This window comes from Cyanobium sp. NIES-981, from assembly GCF_900088535.1.
In the GTDB taxonomy this organism is placed as follows: Bacteria; Cyanobacteriota; Cyanobacteriia; order PCC-6307; family Cyanobiaceae; genus NIES-981.
Map to the genome: position 1 here is coordinate 287,783 of NZ_LT578417.1, position 14,829 is coordinate 302,611.

The 14,829-nt window shown below is 73.5% G+C and carries 15 protein-coding genes; 10 read left to right on the forward strand and 5 right to left on the reverse strand.

What is annotated here, in order from left to right:
- Nucleotides 1–18: 18 nt before the first annotated feature.
- On the reverse strand, nucleotides 19–1,434 hold the full coding sequence (locus CBM981_RS01485; protein WP_087066961.1) for an NAD(P)/FAD-dependent oxidoreductase: 1,416 nt from the start codon (nucleotides 1,432–1,434) through the stop codon (nucleotides 19–21).
- 133 nt (nucleotides 1,435–1,567) lie between these two features.
- Between CBM981_RS01485 and CBM981_RS01490 the strand changes: the two genes are divergently transcribed.
- Genes CBM981_RS01490 through CBM981_RS01505 form a run of 5 tightly spaced genes read left to right on the forward strand, consistent with a single transcriptional unit; the run spans nucleotide 1,568 to nucleotide 5,363 of the window.
- Nucleotides 1,568–2,353 (forward strand): methyltransferase domain-containing protein, encoded by a 786-nt coding sequence (locus CBM981_RS01490; protein WP_225867468.1) that lies wholly within the window; start codon nucleotides 1,568–1,570, stop codon nucleotides 2,351–2,353.
- Nucleotides 2,343–3,488, forward strand: coding sequence for an NAD(P)/FAD-dependent oxidoreductase (locus CBM981_RS01495; protein ID WP_157665295.1), 1,146 nt, complete (start codon nucleotides 2,343–2,345; stop codon nucleotides 3,486–3,488). Before CBM981_RS01490 ends, CBM981_RS01495 begins: the two co-directional genes overlap by 11 nt.
- Complete coding sequence (locus tag CBM981_RS01500) at nucleotides 3,479–4,606, forward strand: type III polyketide synthase (protein ID WP_087066964.1); 1,128 nt, start codon at nucleotides 3,479–3,481, stop codon at nucleotides 4,604–4,606. Before CBM981_RS01495 ends, CBM981_RS01500 begins: the two co-directional genes overlap by 10 nt.
- 24 nt (nucleotides 4,607–4,630) lie before the next feature.
- Nucleotides 4,631–4,807 carry a hypothetical protein gene (locus CBM981_RS15135; RefSeq protein WP_157665296.1) on the forward strand — a complete coding sequence of 59 codons (177 nt, stop codon included), beginning with the start codon at nucleotides 4,631–4,633 and terminating at the stop codon, nucleotides 4,805–4,807.
- Nucleotides 4,794–5,363: a PAP/fibrillin family protein gene (locus CBM981_RS01505; RefSeq protein ID WP_087066965.1), complete on the forward strand. Its 570-nt coding sequence runs from the start codon at nucleotides 4,794–4,796 to the stop codon at nucleotides 5,361–5,363. Before CBM981_RS15135 ends, CBM981_RS01505 begins: the two co-directional genes overlap by 14 nt.
- Nucleotides 5,364–5,415: 52 nt before the next feature.
- Here the strand turns inward: CBM981_RS01505 and CBM981_RS01510 are convergent, their stop codons facing one another.
- Nucleotides 5,416–7,083 (reverse strand): serine hydrolase, encoded by a 1,668-nt coding sequence (locus tag CBM981_RS01510; protein WP_225867469.1) that lies wholly within the window; start codon nucleotides 7,081–7,083, stop codon nucleotides 5,416–5,418.
- Nucleotides 7,084–7,228: 145 nt separating this feature from the next.
- On the opposite strand from CBM981_RS01510, the gene CBM981_RS01515 reads away from it, so the two are divergent.
- Complete coding sequence (locus tag CBM981_RS01515; RefSeq protein WP_087066966.1) at nucleotides 7,229–8,914, forward strand: SulP family inorganic anion transporter; 1,686 nt, start codon at nucleotides 7,229–7,231, stop codon at nucleotides 8,912–8,914.
- Here the strand turns inward: CBM981_RS01515 and CBM981_RS01520 are convergent.
- Nucleotides 8,899–9,660 carry a class I SAM-dependent methyltransferase gene (locus tag CBM981_RS01520; RefSeq protein WP_087066967.1) on the reverse strand — a complete coding sequence of 254 codons (762 nt, stop codon included), beginning with the start codon at nucleotides 9,658–9,660 and terminating at the stop codon, nucleotides 8,899–8,901. The genes CBM981_RS01515 and CBM981_RS01520 overlap by 16 nt on opposite strands.
- Before the next feature lie 42 nt (nucleotides 9,661–9,702).
- Nucleotides 9,703–10,149, reverse strand: coding sequence for a TspO/MBR family protein (locus CBM981_RS01525; protein ID WP_087066968.1), 447 nt, complete (start codon nucleotides 10,147–10,149; stop codon nucleotides 9,703–9,705).
- Between the two features lie 86 nt (nucleotides 10,150–10,235).
- Between CBM981_RS01525 and CBM981_RS01530 the strand changes: the two genes are divergently transcribed.
- Nucleotides 10,236–10,997: a TIGR01458 family HAD-type hydrolase gene (locus CBM981_RS01530; RefSeq protein ID WP_087066969.1), complete on the forward strand. Its 762-nt coding sequence runs from the start codon at nucleotides 10,236–10,238 to the stop codon at nucleotides 10,995–10,997.
- Between the two features lie 12 nt (nucleotides 10,998–11,009).
- Here the strand turns inward: CBM981_RS01530 and CBM981_RS01535 are convergent, their stop codons facing one another.
- Nucleotides 11,010–11,267 (reverse strand): hypothetical protein, encoded by a 258-nt coding sequence (locus tag CBM981_RS01535; protein WP_006909107.1) that lies wholly within the window; start codon nucleotides 11,265–11,267, stop codon nucleotides 11,010–11,012.
- A gap of 82 nt (nucleotides 11,268–11,349) precedes the next feature.
- Between CBM981_RS01535 and CBM981_RS01540 the strand changes: the two genes are divergently transcribed.
- The 3 genes from CBM981_RS01540 (at nucleotide 11,350) to CBM981_RS01550 (ending at nucleotide 14,824) form a co-directional block, all read left to right on the forward strand.
- Entirely contained in the window at nucleotides 11,350–13,833 is a 2,484-nt protein-coding gene (locus tag CBM981_RS01540; protein WP_225867470.1) for an HAD-IC family P-type ATPase, read from the forward strand.
- Nucleotides 13,834–13,847: 14 nt separating this feature from the next.
- Nucleotides 13,848–14,528: a cupin domain-containing protein gene (locus tag CBM981_RS01545; RefSeq protein WP_087069101.1), complete on the forward strand. Its 681-nt coding sequence runs from the start codon at nucleotides 13,848–13,850 to the stop codon at nucleotides 14,526–14,528.
- Between the two features lie 110 nt (nucleotides 14,529–14,638).
- A complete protein-coding gene (locus CBM981_RS01550) occupies nucleotides 14,639–14,824 on the forward strand; it encodes a hypothetical protein (RefSeq protein ID WP_087066970.1) in 186 nt (61 codons plus the stop codon).
- Nucleotides 14,825–14,829: the final 5 nt, after the last annotated feature.

Below are 14,829 nucleotides of genomic sequence, written 5' to 3' on the forward strand. Positions count from 1 at the left end.
GGGCCTGCTTGCAAACCTCTACCGGTGAGCGGTGGCATCGGATGGCTCTGCCTGCTCCGGCGTTAACACCTGCTCCAGCCCCACCGGCACGTCCATGTGCTGGTTGATCCGGCCGGTGATCAGCAGGGAGCCCCGCTGGTTGGTGGCGATCGCCCACAGCCAGCGGGTGAGCAGGGTGAGGCGGTTCTCGGCGGCGGGCATGAACGCCAGGTGGGCCAGGCCCCAGAGCAGCCAGCCCAGGCTGCCGCTCACCCGCAGGCCGCGCAGATCGGCCACGGCGCTGAGGGGGCCGATCACCGCCATGCTGCCCAGATCGGTCCAGCGGAACGGCGCCATCGGCCGGCCCTGCAGGTGCGCGAGCAGGTCGAGGGCCACCCATCCCCCCATCTGCACGGCTGGGCCCGCCATGCCCGGCAGGGGACGGGCGTCGGGGGTGTGGCTGTAGGCGCACAGGTCTCCCACCACGCGGATCTCCGGGTGACCGGGCACGGAGAAATCGGGCTGCACGATCACCCGGCCGCCGCGATCGAGCCCGCAGCCGGTGAGGTCTGCCAGCCGTCGGCCGAGATGGGAGGCCCGCACGCCGGCCGTCCAGCACACGGTGGCGGCCTCGATCCGCCGCTGGGAAGGGGGGCCGGCCGCCTCCGGCTGGGTGAGGGTCACGGCCCCGGCTTCGATCGCCACCACCCGGCCGCCGAGCATCACCTCCACCCCGCGCCCGCGCAGGGACCGCTCGGCCGCCGCCGAGAGGTCGGGATGCATGGCCCGCAGCAACCGCTCGCCGGGGTCCACCAGGATCACGTGGTTGTGCTCCGGCCGCAGCTGGCGGAACTCCCGCTCCACGCTGTGCGCCAGCAGCTCATGCAGGGAGCCCGCCAGCTCGCAGCCGGAGGGCCCGCCCCCCACCACCAGCACCGACTGGAGCCGCCGCCGCCGCTCGGGATCGGCGCACTGCTCGGCCTCCTCCAGGGCCGTGAGCACCCGCCGGCGGATCTCGTCGGCGTGCTCCAGGATCTTCATCGGCGGCGCCAGCGGCCGCCACTGCTCCTGGCCGAAGTAGGAGCTGCCCGAGCCCGCGGCCAGGATCAGGTGGTCGTAGGCCAGCCGGCGACCGTTGACCACCACCGCCCGGCCGGCCGGGCCGAGGTCGTCCACCTCCCCGAGCAGCACCTGCACGTTCGCCGCCTTCGCCAGCAGGCGGCGCAGGGGCGTGGCCACGTCGGCCTCCGGCACCAGCCCCGTGGCCACCTGGTAGAGCAGCGGCTGAAACAGGTTGAAGTTGCGCTTGTCGATCAGGGTCACGCGCACCGGCCGGTTCATCAGCCGCCGGGCCGCCTGCAGGCCCGCGAAGCCACCGCCCACGATCACCACCCGGGGCCAGGCCGGATCCACGCCGGCGGCAGGATCCAGCTCCAGAAAGAACCGCTCCCGCACCTTGGGCCATCGGCTGATGGGGCCAACCTAGGCAGGGTCCCCTCTGGCCATGCCATCCCCCTAGGGTTGAGAAAGCGACATGGGGGATCAGGCGTTGCGGGCTGAATCCTCCGAACTGGTCCGGAACCTGGCGGTGCCCCTGCCCACCCTCTGGGCCGGGCTGGGGCAGCGGGCGCTGCGGCCCGAGGTGATGGACCAGCCCGCACTGGATCCCGCCGACCACCAGGCCGCCCTGCGGGGGCTGGCCAGGATCAACGCCCTCACCCGCACCACCGGCTGCTTCGCTCCGGCCGTGCGCCGGCTCGCCGGCCGCTGCCCCGGCAGGCCCCTGCGGGTGCTGGATGTGGCCTGCGGCGGTGGCGACACCGTGCGCGCCCTGGCCCGGCTGGGGCAGCGGGAGGGTCTCGCCCTGGAGGTGCACGGCTGTGACCTCAGCCCGGAGGCCGTGGCCCTGGCCAGCCGCACGGCACGGGCCGAGGGGCTGGCGGCGGAGTTCTTCCAGGCCGACGCCCTCGGTGCCCCCCTCCCCGGCGGCTACCAGCTCATCACCTGTTCCCTGTTCCTGCACCACCTCGGCACCGCTGAGGCGGAAACGCTGTTGCGGCGGATGGCTGCGGCCACCGAGGCCCAGCTGCTGGTGCACGACCTGGTGCGCAGCCGCCTCGACCTGCTGCTCACCTGGGCCGGCACCCGCCTGCTGAGCCGATCGCCGGTGGTGCAGGTGGATGGCCCCCTGTCGGTGGGTGGGGCCTTCCGGATCGAGGAGGTGCGGACCCTGGCGGCGGCGGCCGGCCTCGCGGGCGCCGAGCTGCGCCGCTTCTGGCCCGAGCGCTTCCTGCTCTCCTGGTGCCGTCCCGATCGGCCCGAAGCCAGCGGCACCGGGGCGGGTGCTCAAGGGGAGGGCTCCCTTGCCGGTTGATGGCGAGTCCCCGCTCTGGGACGTGGTGGTGGTGGGAGCGGGCCCGGCCGGCTCGGCGGCGGCCCTGGCGCTGGCCCGCCGGGGGGTGCGGGTGCTGGTGGTGGAGCAGCGCCGCTTTCCGCGCTGGAAGGTGTGCGGCGCCTGCCTGAGCCCCCAGGCCATCGCGGCCCTGGGAGCCCTTGGCCTGGAGCAGCTGGTGGAGCGGGGTGTGCCGCTGCGGGAGCTGAAGCTGGGGGTGGCCGGCGCCAGCCTGGCGGTGCCCCTGGGGCGGAGCCGGGCCCTCTCGCGGCCCTGCCTGGACCAGGCCCTGCTGCAGGCGGCCGAGGCAGCCGGGGCGGTGGTGCGGCTTGGCACCCGTGCCGTGCTGGCGCAGGGGCCGGGGCCCTGGCGATCGCTGCTCCTGCAGCGGCGGGGCGGCCAGGAGCCGGTGCGGGCGCGGCTGGTGCTGGCGGCCTCGGGCCTGCTGCCGGCCGCGCTCGGAGCCAGGCCGGCCTGGCGGAGCCTCGCCGCCCCGGACAGCCGCGTGGGAGCGGGCTGCGTGCTGCCGCAGGCTCCCGCCGCCTACGCAGCGGGCACGATCGCCATGGCCGTGGGCCGGGGGGGCTACGTGGGCCTGGTGCGGGTGGAGGACGGCAGCCTCAACCTCGCGGCGGCCCTGGATGGGGAGCTGATCCGGGCGAAGGGCGGTGTGGCCGGCGCCTGTGCCGCCGTGCTGCGGGACGCGGGTTTTGATCCCCTGCCCGCCCTGGCCACGGCCCGCTGGCAGCGCACGCCGCCCCTCAGCCGCCGCAGCGTGCCGCTGGCGGCTGAGCGGCTGCTGCTGCTGGGCGATGCGGCCGGCTACGTGGAGCCGTTCACGGGCGAGGGCATGGGCTGGGCCCTCACCTCCGCCCTCGCCGTGGTGCCCCTGGCGCTGCGGGCCGTGGAGGGATGGGAGGAGGCGATCGCCGCCGAGTGGCCGCGGCGGCACCTGCGCTGGGTGGGCCGCCGCCAGCGGTTCTGCCGCCAGGTGGCCTGGACCCTGCGCCAGCCAGCGCTCTGCAGGACGCTGCACCGCCTCGGCGGTGGCCTGCCCACCGTGGCGGGCTCCCTGGCCGGCGCCCTGCAGCACACGGAGCTGCCGCCATGGGCCTGATCCTGCGCGGCATCGGCACGGCGGTGCCGGAGCGGCGCCTGAGCCAGGAGCAGGCTCTGGCCCTGGCCCCCCAGATGGTGGCCGCCACCGCCCGCCAGCAGCGGCTGCTGCGGCGCATCTACCTGCGCTCCGGCGTGGACGGCCGCCACTGCGTGCCCCTCCTGAACGCTCCCAACCCCTCCACGGCGGAGCGGATGCGCCACTACCGCAGCGAAGCGGTGCCCCTCGCCCTGCAGGCCTGCCGCCGCGCCCTGGAGGACGCCGCCATGGAGCCGGAGGCGATCACCCATCTGGTCACCGTGTCCTGCACGGGGTTTTCGGCCCCGGGGGTGGACCTGGCCCTGATCGCGGCGGTGCCGCTGCGGCCGGACGTGGCCCGCACCCATGTGGGCTTCATGGGCTGCCATGGGGCCCTCAACGGTCTGCGGGTGGCCCGGGCCTTCGTGGAGGCCGATCCCCGGGCCTGCGTGCTGCTGTGCGCCGTGGAGCTCTGCAGCCTCCATCTGCAGGAGGGCTGGCATCCGGACCACATCGTGGCCAATGCCCTGTTCGCCGATGGGGCCGCCGCCGTGGTGGTGGCCGCGCAGGCGGAGCCGGGATCCGAACCGGAGCCTGGGCGCCCGTGCCTGCGCCTGCGGGCCTGCGGCTCCACGGTGATCCCGGCCAGCAGCGATGCCATGGCCTGGATCATCGAGAACCACGGCTTCTCGATGGCCCTCTCGGCCCGGGTGCCCGGGCTGATCGCGGCCCGGCTGCGCCCCTGGCTGGAGGGCTGGCTTGCCGCCCATGGCCTCAGCGTGGCCGCCATCCGCCACTGGGCCGTGCATCCGGGGGGGCCGCGCATCCTGGGGGCGGTGCTGGAGAGCGTCGGGCTGGACCCCGGACGGCTCGATGGCTCCCGGGAGGTGCTTCGGCGCTACGGCAACATGTCGTCCGCCACCGTGCTGTTCATCCTCCAGCGCCTGCTGGCCACCCCTCCAGCCGCTGGCCACGCCGGGGAGGAGCCGGCATCCGGGCTGCTCGGAGCCCCTCGGGCCGGTGCCGCTTCCGGCCCCTGTCTGGCGCTTGGATTCGGGCCTGGCCTCACCGTGGAGGCGGTGTTGTTCGAGCTGCCGTGATGTCCCCGCGCCGCTCCACCAGGTGTGCATCCCGCCAGCAACGCCGACCTCGCCAAGCTGGTGGTGTGGACCTTCATCGCCGGATGTTCCGGGAAGTTCGTGCCCAACCCGCTCAGCCAGCCCTCCGGATCCGATCCGGCCGGATCCCCGTCTGCCTCCGGCCCGGCCGCAATGCTCGAGGGAGCCGATGGTGACTCCTGAACGCGAGCAGCTGCTCTCCCTGCTGCAGGAGCAGCCCAGGGGCCGTGCCCAGCGCCACGACCACATCGTGCGGCAGGCCTTCGCGGCGCTGGAAGCCTCCCGCCCCGCCGACCTCGGCATGGACGGCGCCCCGGAGCTGCTGGAGGGCGTGTGGGAGCTGCGCTGGAGCAGCAGCCGCCAGCCCTATCTGCAGGCCGCCCCCTGGCTGGAGAACCTGCAGGTGCTGGCCCCCTCCCAGGGCCGGGCCATGAATCTGCTGCGGGTCGCCGGTCCGCTGGGCCCGCTGGTGGGCATCGCGCTGGAGGCGGAGATCCGGATCACCACCGCCCAGCGTGTGGAGGTGCGCTTCCAGCGGGGTGGCTGGCTGGGGCCGAGGCTGGCCGGGGGGCGCCTGCAGCTGCTGCGCCGCGTCACTCCCTCCTTTCCGGCCTGGCTGGACATCACGGTGCTGGATCGGGAGCTGCGCCTGTGCCGGGGCAATGCCGGCACCCTGTTCGCCCTGCTGCGCCGCGACGATCTGCAGCTCGCCGACCTGCTGCCCCCGCTGCCTGCCTGAGTCCGGCCCGCCGTGCGGCCAGCGACGGGAAGACGACGGGACGGCGGCTTGGTCAGGGTGGACCCACCCGCCGCAGGCTGCCCATGCCCTCCCCGTTGAGGTTGTCGATCACCACCGCCTCGCTGCGGCCGCCGGAGCCGATCCGGAAGCTGACGGCACTCGGACCTCCGGCGTTCTCGCCCACTGGAACGTAGGAGAACCGGTGCTGGCCCAAAGGGGTGAGCGCCGCGCTGCGCCGCTCGGGGCCGAGGCGGATCACCAGGGCGTCCCCCTCCGGAGCCACCTCCACCGCCCCCAGGTAGGGGTTGGCGTAGGTGCCGGCATAGCGCTCGAGGGGGAGGTCAGGGGCGGCGGGGGGTGCGGTGACGATCGGGTAGTCGGGCTTCATCAGGGCCGCGAAGGCCGGAACCAGCAGGGCGGCGTAGTCGCGCTGCACCTGGCCGTGTTCCACCAGATCGAGGAACCCAGCGATCACCTCCTCCGGCACGCCCATCGGGGTGCCGTTGGTGAGCACGGCGATGCCCAGCCCCTGGGAGGGGATGAGGCTCACGGCCGTGGCGGCCCCGAGGGCGAAGGCCCCGGAGTGGCTCAGGCGCACCTGATCCGGGGGCGTGAAGCCCACGTTCCAGCCCAGGCCGTAGGTGCGGGCCGGATCCCGCGCCGAATCGGCCGGGGGCACGCTGATCATCTGGGGCCGGTGGGTTTCCGCCAGCGCCGCCGCCGCCACCAGCTGGCGACCCTCGAAGCGGCCGCCGTTGAGCTGCAGCCGCATCCAGCGGGCCAGGTCCCGGGCCGAGGCGCTCACCCCGCCGGCGGGCGACTGGGCATCGGGCTGGCGGCCGCCGCTTACCTGCCAGCGGCCGTTCAGCCGCTGGTGCAGATCGGCCCGGTTGCTCCTGGCCAGGTAGTCGCCATGGCGGGAGCTGGTGCTGGCCATGCCGAGGGGCTGGTAGAGCCGCTCGGCGGACAGGGTCTCCCAGCTGCTGCCGGCGGCCCGTGCCGCCGCTTCGCCGGCGGCCGTGAAGCCGAAGTTGGTGTAGGCGTAGGCCGCCCGGAAGCGGTTGCCCGTATCCAGCAGGCTCAGGCGCTCCAGCACCGTGGCGCGATCGAACCCGAGGTCTTCGAGGTCATCGCCCGCATGGTCCGGCAGGCCGCTGCGGTGGGCGAGCAGATCCCGCAGGGTCACCCGCGCTCCGAGGCTGCGGCCGCCGATCGCCACCTCCGGCAGCTGGTCCATCACCGGCGTGTCCCAGCCCACGGTGCCATCGCCCACCAGGGCGGCGATCACCGTGGAGGCGATCGGCTTGGAGAGGGAGGCGAGCTGGAACACCGTGTCGCCATCCACCGCCAGACCGCTGCCGAGCCGGCGGGTGCCATGGCCCTGCAACACCACGGTGCTGTCGTTGTGCACCACCACCACCGCCAGGCCCGGCACGCCGCTGCGGGCCATGGCGGCCTGCACCAGCTCCGGCAGCCGTTCCAGGGCCAGGGCCAGGCGCCCGGCCTGCTCGCCCTTGGCGGCCTGGGCCGTGCCGCGCCGCTCTGCTGCAACGGGCTCCGCGGCCAGAGCGCCCCCCGAGGCCAGCACCAGCGCCAGGCCCAGGGCCAGGGGCCAGGGCAGGCGCCGCCGCAGGCCCGATGCTTCCCCCTGCCCCGCCGCCGGGGACCTCAGCCGGCACCCGCCCCTGAACTCGGCCTGTTGCGCTTCGGCCTGGTCCACGGGCAGGGGTCTTCCGGCTCTCACCATGGCGGGGCTGGCGCTGACGTCAACAGCACCTGCCTGGTGTTCCGCAGGATTCATCGGTAGGTTCCCCTGGAACATTCGCGCCCTGTTGATGACGGCAAGCCCCCCGTCCCCTGCGTCCATGGCACCCAAGGCCGGCCGGATCCTGAACCACATCGGCCGCCACAACATCCGCGGGGATTTCTTCGGGGGGCTCACCGCCGCCGTGATCGCGCTGCCGATGGCCCTGGCCTTCGGTGTGGCTTCCGGCGCCGGGGCGGCGGCGGGGCTGTGGTCGGCCGCGATCATCGGCCTGGTCACGGCGCTGTTCGGCGGCACGCCGGCCCTGATCTCCGAGCCCACCGGCCCGATGACGGTGGTGTTCACCGCCGTGCTGGCGAGCCTCACCACCCGGTTGGACAACCCCGCCGAAGCCCTGGCGGTGGCCTTCACCGTGGTGATGCTCTCGGGGGTGTTCCAGATCCTCTACGGGGTGTTCCGGCTGGGCCGCTACATCACCCAGATGCCCTACACGGTGATCTCGGGCTTCATGAGCGGCATCGGCACGATCCTGATCGTGCTGCAGATCGGCCCCCTGCTGGGCCAGGCTCCGCCCCCCGGCGGTGTGCTGGGCACGCTGCAGAACGTGCCCCAGCTGCTGCAGGGGATCCGGCCGATGGAGTCGGCCCTGGCCCTGCTCACCCTGGCGGTGCTGTGGTTCACGCCGGAGCGGGTCAAGCGGCTGATCCCCTCCCAGCTGTTCGCCCTGATCGTGGGCACGATCCTCTCGCTGGTGGCCTTTCAGGGCGTGGAGCTGCGCCGCATCGGGGCGATCTCCAGCAGCCTGCCGGCGCTCACCCTGCCCTCCCTCTCCCCGGATGTGCTGCAGCTGGTGCTGATCAATGCGGCCCTGCTCGGCATGCTCGGCTCGATCGACTGCCTGCTCACCTGCCTGGTGTCCGACAGCCTCACCCGCACCGAGCACAGGTCGAACAAGGAGCTGGTGGGGCAGGGGGTGGCCAACATCGCCGCCGGTCTGTTCGGCGCCCTGCCCGGATCCGGGGCCACCACCGCCACGGTGGTGAACATCCAGGCGGGGGGGCGCACCGGGCTCTCGGGGGTGCTGCGGGCGGTGATCCTGGCCCTGCTGATCCTGGCGGGGTCGGGGCTGGCGGCCCAGATTCCCCTGGCCGTGCTGGCGGCGATCGTGTTCAAGGTGGGGATCGACATCGTGGACTGGGGCTTCCTGGCACGGGTGCCCCGGCTCTCCGGCAAGGGGGCCCTGATCACCTACGTGGTGATCGCCCTCACGGTGCTGGTGGATCTGATGGTGGCCGTGGGGGTGGGCATCTTCATCGCCAACATCATCACGATCGACAAGATGAGCGCGATGCAGACCCGGGGCGTGCGGCTGGTGAGCACCGGCGACGACGCGGCCGAGCTGAGCGATCCCGAGCGGCAGCTGCTCACTGCCGGCGCCGGCCAGGTGCTGCTGTTCCAGCTGAACGGCTCGATGATCTTCGGGGTGGCCAAGGCGATCAACCGGGAGCACAACGCCATCGGCGACTGCAGGGCCGTGATCTTCGACCTCAGTGAAGTGGTGCATCTGGGCCTCACGGCGGCCCTGGCGATCGAGAACGCCGTGGAGGAAGCGGTGGAAGCCGGCCGCAACGTCTATGTGGTGGGGGCCCGGGGCACCACCCTGCGGCGGCTGGAGCAGCTCAAGCTCTACGAACAGCTGCCGCGCGATCACATCGATCTCACCCGCCACCAGGCCCTCAGCCATGCCGTGGAGGCCCTGGCCCCGGCAGCTCAGGCAGTGCCGTGAGCTCCTGAGCCCGCCGCCGCTCGCCACAGCCGCAGGCCCACCACCTCGCCCTGGATGCCCTGGTCGTAGCGGGTGGGGAACTGGCCGTGGTTCCAGCCGGGCGGCAGCTGCTCCAGGAGCGGGGCCACGTAGGGGTGAATCCGGGCCGCCCCGCCCTGCAGGGTGTGGGCCGGATAGACCCGCAGCTCCCGGCGGCAGACCCGCAGGAGCTCCTGCAGTGCCGCCGCGTGCCAGTCCAGATCGAGGCCGGCACCCTGCAGCAGGCCGCCATCACCCACTGGGGCATAGGCGAACAGCAGGCTGCCGCTGAGCACCAGATCGAAGCTCTGGTCTGCGAAGGGAAGGCGGGGCAGGGCGGCGGCCAGGTAGTTCTGGGGGTGCTCCTGGCGATCGGCCTGAAACTGGCGAAACGCCTCCTGTTTGGCCCTGAAATACCCCTCCCGATCGAAGTCGTCGCGGAAGGTGGGGTCGCCGGGCTGCTGGGCCGCCACCCGGGCGATGTCCTCCAGCGTGCGGGCCTCCAGGTCGTGGGCGCTCAGGCCGTAGCTGGGATCCACGGCGGTGGGAGCCGCACCGAGCCGCCGCAGCAGGCAGCTCAGGGATCCCGGCCCGCCGGGGCAGTCGAGCACCTGAAGTCCTCCCACCTCCTGGGGATCGAGGCCGAACATGGCGAGCAGCTCCTCACCGGTACGGCCGAACGAGAGCACCCGGTCAAACTGCATCGGCCCGAGGCGCACAACGTCCATGCTGGACCGGCTGCATCCGGATGGGCGGGGAGCTGCCCCTCCTCAGCGGTTGAGCCGCTGCATCCGCCAGGTCACGAAGGTGCCCACCGGGCTCCAGAGCAGGTAGGGAATCAGCAGCAGCCAGGCCGGCTGGGAGTGGGGCGCCACCAGCACCGCCAGGGCCACGCCCCACACCCAGCCGGCGAAGCCCACCGCCGTGCCGTTGGCCAGGTTGCGGGTGCGGCAGATGAGCCAGGTGTAGCTCTGCACCAGCACCAGCAGACCCAGATAGCCGGCCATCAGCCCGGCGCTGCGGCTCGCGTTCCAGCTCAGCAGGGCCGAGGCGTAGAAGCAGGCGTAGATCGCCATCCAGATGAAGGGGATCAGCGGCTCGAAGGTGAGCCAGGCCGGCCGCCGCAGACGCAGGAACACGGCGAAGTCCTCCCGGCCCGGGTTGAGGGCGGCCACCACGGCGGCCATGGTGAGCAGGATCAGCAGGGCAGCGGTCATGGCTGCGGATCCTCTCGTCTTGCCACCACTCTGGCAGCCGCCACGGCGGCCAGCATGGTTTCCCGCAGACCCGGAGGCCGGCCCCCATGCTTCCTGCCGCCCTGTTCCTCGACCTCAACGGTGTGCTCTACGACCACCCCGGCACTCCCCTGCCGGGGGCGGTGGCCACGGTGAGCTGGGCCCGGCAGCGGGGCCTGCCGCTGCGGTTCGTGACCAACACGGCCACCCGCCACCACCTCCAGATCCAGCGCGACCTGGCGGCCATCGGCGTCCGGGTGGAGCCGGGCGAACTGTTCACCGCCCCCCTGGCGGCCCGGGCCTGGATCCGGGAGCGGGGGCTCACGCCCCACTGCCTGGTGCATCCGGCGATCCGCGGTGTGTTCGCGGATCTCGAGGGCCAGAGCCCGGACTGCGTGCTGCTGGGGGACGCCCGCGGGGAGCTCACCTATGCCGCCCTGAACCGGGCCTTCCGGCTCCTGCTGGACGGTGCTCCCCTGATCGGTCTGGGCATGAACCGCCGCTTCCGCGAGGGAGGCCAGTGGATGCTGGATGCGGGGGCCTTCATTCAGGGCCTCGCCTGGGCGGCGGAGGTGGAGCCGGTGGTGATGGGGAAGCCCTCAGCCGCGTTCTTCGCCCAGCTGGTGGCGGATGTGGGGCTGCCGGCGGAGCAGTGCCTGATGGTGGGGGACGACGCGGAAGCCGATGTGGCCGCCGCCCTGGCGGCGGGGCTGCGCGGCTGTCTGGTGCGCACGGGGAAGTACCGGCCGCAAGACGAGCGCCGATGCGCGCCGCAGGCTCTGGTGATCCCCAGCCTTGCCGAGCTGCCCGGGGCCCTGGAGCGCGGCTGAGGGAGCCGGGGCTCAGCGCCCCTCGCAGTGCTCCACGGCCCGCAGGTAGAGCAGCTTGCCCGGCCCCTCCTGGCCGGTGAGGTTGGCGGCGCGGCGCAGCTGGATCTGGGCGTCGACGCAGCGGTTGTAGCGGTGGTCGCGCACGGCCGAGGGGATCTGCAGCACGGCGATCGCCACCAGGCTGAGGCTGGCGATCGCCGCCAGCACCGGGTAGGCGTGGGCGCGCACCATCGCGCGCGGGCTGAGCTGCTGTCCTTCGTGGTCGGCCATCGCGGCGGGGCTGGTGCCTCCATCCTGCCCAGTGCCTCTCCGCCGGGGCCCGCCAGGATCTGCCTAGGCCGGGAGTCTGACGATGCCACCAGCGCCACAAGCTCCACAGGCGCCGCCGATCGCCGCCGCCGGCGCTTCCGCAGTCCACCGGGGCGCCGGCCCGCCGGCGGTGCACCGGGGCGCGGGCCTGGGCTGGCTCGAGCCCACCAACGGGCTGCTGCTGGCCTGTGCCCTGACCTACGGCCTGATCGGCGAATGGGTGGATGGCGCCATCCTGCTGGTGTTCGTGCTGGGCATCAGCCTCCTCGATGCCGTGCAGCAGCGGCGCAGCAGCCGCGCCCTGGCGGAGCTGGCCCGCCTGTCCGCGCCCCGGGCCCACGTGCGGCGCGACGGTCGGGAGCTGGACCTGCCGGCCGAGCAGGTGCGGCTGGGCGACCGGCTGCGCCTGGAGGAAGGCGACCGGGTGGCGGCCGACGCCGCCCTGCTGGAGGCGGTGGGCCTGTGGCTGGACGAATCCCTGCTCACCGGTGAATCCCTGCCGGTGGCCCGCTCCAGCCCTGGAGAGCGGATCCTGGCGGGCTCGCTGGTGGCCGGCGGCCGGGGCTGGGCGGAGGTGGTGGCCGTGGCCGACGCCACCGAGCTGGGCCGGCTCGGCCGCAGCCTGGCCGCCGTGCAGCCGCCGCCCACCCGGCTGCAGCGCCAGACCCGCCGCCTCACCGCGCGCCTCACCGTGCTGGCCCTGGGCCTCTGCGCGGTGCTGGCCGTGGTGCAGGGGGCCAGCAGCGGCAGCTGGCCCCAGGCCCTGCTGGCCGCCCTGGCGCTGGCGCTGGCGCTGCTGCCCAACGAGATCCCCGTGGTGCTGGCCCTGTTCCTGGCCCTCGGGGCCCTGCGCCTGGCCCGGATCGGGGTGCTGGCCCGCTGGCCCGCGGCGGTGGAGAGCCTGGGCAGCGCCACCGTGCTCGCCGTGGACAAGACCGGCACCCTCACCGAGAACCGCATGGGGGTGCAGCAGCTGCTCATCTGGCCGCAGCAGCAGCAGTGGCGGGCGGGGGAGGACCTGGGGGAGCCCTTTCACCCCCTGGTGGAACTGGCGGTGCTGGCCAGTCGCGGCGATCCGGTGGATGCGATGGAACGGGCGATCCAGCGCCTCGCCGGCGAGGCGCTCGCCGGCACCGAGCACCTCCATCCCGACTGGCCCCTGGAGCGTGAGTACCCGCTGCAGAGCGACCTGCTGGTGTTCTCCCGGCTCTGGCAGGACGGGCAGGGGGGCCTGCGGCTGGCCGCCAAGGGAGCGCCCGAGGCGATCGCCGATCTGTGCCACCTCGAGGCCGGCCCCGCCGCCGCCCTGCTTGGTGCCGCCGATGGCCTCGCCCGCCAGGGGCTGCGGGTGCTGGCCGTGGCCCGTGGACTGGATGGCGTGCCGCTGCACGGGGGAGAGCCGCCGGCCCGCGGCGATGCCCTGCCGGATCACGTGCACGGCTACCTGTTCGAGCCTGTGGGCTTGGTGGGCCTGGCCGACCCCCTGCGCTCCGACGTGCCGGCGGCGATCGCCACGGCGCGGGCCGCCGGGGTGCGGGTGGTGATGATCACCGGGGACAGCCCGGTGACCGCCCGCTCGATCGCCGATCAGGCGGGCCTGCCGCCGGGACCGGTGCTCTCCGGTCCTGAGCTGGAGGCCCTCACCCCCGGGGCGCTGGCGCGCTCGATCCGGGAGGTGCCGGTGTTCGCCCGGGTGATGCCCCGGCAGAAGCTGCAGCTGGTGCGGGCGCTGCAGGCCGCCGGGGAGGTGGTGGCGATGACCGGCGATGGCGTCAATGACGCCCCGGCCCTCAAGGCCGCCGACATCGGCGTGGCCATGGGCCGGCGCGGCACCGCCGTGGCCCGGGAGGCGGCCGATCTGGTGCTGCTGCGCGACACCTTCGGCGATCTGGTGGCCGCGCTGAAACTGGGCCGGCGCGTGGAGGCCAACCTGCACCGGGCCCTGGGCTACACCCTGGCCATCCATCTGCCGATCGCGGGGCTCAGCCTCCTGCCCCTGCTGCTGCCGGGCCATCCCCTGCTCCTGCTGCCGGTGCACATCGCCCTGCTGCATCTGGTGATCGACCCGGCCTGCACGGTGGTGTTCGAAGCCCTGCCGGCAGCGCCGGACCTGATGCGTCAGCCCCCCCGCCCGCCGGAGGCCCCCCTGTTCGGTGCCGGCACCTGGCGCCGCTCCCTCGCCCAGGGAGCCGTGCTGCTGGCGGCCGCCCTGGTGCTGGCCTTCTGGCCGGAGGCGAGCGTGGAAACGCGCCGCAGCCTGGTGTTCTCCCTGCTGCTGCTCGGTGGCGGGGGGCTGGTGTGGCTGAACGGCGATCGCCGCAGCGCCATCACCGCCGCCGGCGCCGGCCTCGGCCTGGGGCTGTGGCTGCTGCTGGCCGTCTCCTGGATCCGCCACGGCCTCAGCCTGGCCCCGTTGGCGCCGGCCGAGGTGGTTACGGTGCTCTGCACTTCCCTCCTGGCCCTGGGGCTGGCGGCTGTGTTCAGCGCCGGGGCGGATATCCAGCGCCCGGGCCGCCTCTTCCCGTGACCAGCATCCCCTCCATGGAGCTCCACGCCGATCGAACCCAGCGCGTGGCGCTGGACACCAATGCCCTGGCCTGGACCCCTTCACCGCTGCCCGGGGTGGAGCGGCGCATGCTCGACCGTCTCGGTGGGGAGGTGGCCCGCGCCACCTCGATCGTGCGCTACGCCCCAGGCAGCCGCTTCGACCGCCACACCCATGGCGGCGGCGAGGAGATCCTGGTGCTGGAGGGCACCTTCTCCGACGAGCAGGGGGACCATCCGGCCGGCACCTATCTGCGCAACCCGGCCGGCAGCTCCCACGCCCCGTTCAGCAGGGAGGGCTGCACGATCCTGGTGAAGCTGCACCAGATGCACCCCGCCGATCCGCAGCGGCTGGCGATCGACACCACGCAGGGCACCTGGGTGCCGGGGCTGGTGAGCGGCCTGACCGTGATGCCGCTGCACGCCTTCGGCTCGGAGCATGTGGCCCTGGTGCGCTGGGCGCCCGGCACCGTGTTCCCGCCCCACGGCCACCCCGGCGGCGAGGAGATCCTGGTGCTGGAGGGGGTGTTCCAGGATGACCAGGGCAGCTATCCGGCCGGCAGCTGGCTGCGCAATCCGCCCGGCAGTGCCCACCGCCCATGGAGTGAGGCGGGCTGCACCATCTGGGTGAAGACCGGCCACCTGCCCGACACCCTGCCGGCAGTGCTCATTTGCTGACAGTGGTGACCAGGTTGTGACCGGGTGTCAAGTTGCCGAAATAGTCCTTTACGTTGATGGAGGTTTGACGCCTGCCCACGGCTGACTCCATTCACCATGCGGTTTCTGCCATGAACCTTCAACAAGGTCAGATCGTTCAGCTCACCACCAACCCCGACCAGGCCTACCAGGTGCTCAGCATCGACCAGGACGGCGACTGCTGCTGGGTGCGTCGCTGGCCCCTCTCCCGCCACGGCTCCCCCGCCTTTGCCGTACCGCTGCGCCAGGTGGCCTGCAGGGAGCTGGCGCCCTCCTGATCCCC

Coding starts and splice junctions, on each gene's coding strand:
- CBM981_RS01505 (WP_087066965.1), top strand. CDS start 4,794: ATGGTGACTCCTGAACGCGAGCAGCTGCTCTCCCTGCTGCAGGAGCAG.
- CBM981_RS01530 (WP_087066969.1), top strand. CDS start 10,236: ATGCTTCCTGCCGCCCTGTTCCTCGACCTCAACGGTGTGCTCTACGAC.
- CBM981_RS01500 (WP_087066964.1), top strand. CDS start 3,479: ATGGGCCTGATCCTGCGCGGCATCGGCACGGCGGTGCCGGAGCGGCGC.
- CBM981_RS01525 (WP_087066968.1), bottom strand. CDS start 10,149: ATGACCGCTGCCCTGCTGATCCTGCTCACCATGGCCGCCGTGGTGGCC.
- CBM981_RS01535 (WP_006909107.1), bottom strand. CDS start 11,267: ATGGCCGACCACGAAGGACAGCAGCTCAGCCCGCGCGCGATGGTGCGC.
- CBM981_RS01540 (WP_225867470.1), top strand. CDS start 11,350: ATGCCACCAGCGCCACAAGCTCCACAGGCGCCGCCGATCGCCGCCGCC.
- CBM981_RS01520 (WP_087066967.1), bottom strand. CDS start 9,660: ATGGACGTTGTGCGCCTCGGGCCGATGCAGTTTGACCGGGTGCTCTCG.
- CBM981_RS01550 (WP_087066970.1), top strand. CDS start 14,639: ATGAACCTTCAACAAGGTCAGATCGTTCAGCTCACCACCAACCCCGAC.
- CBM981_RS01515 (WP_087066966.1), top strand. CDS start 7,229: ATGGCACCCAAGGCCGGCCGGATCCTGAACCACATCGGCCGCCACAAC.
- CBM981_RS01545 (WP_087069101.1), top strand. CDS start 13,848: ATGGAGCTCCACGCCGATCGAACCCAGCGCGTGGCGCTGGACACCAAT.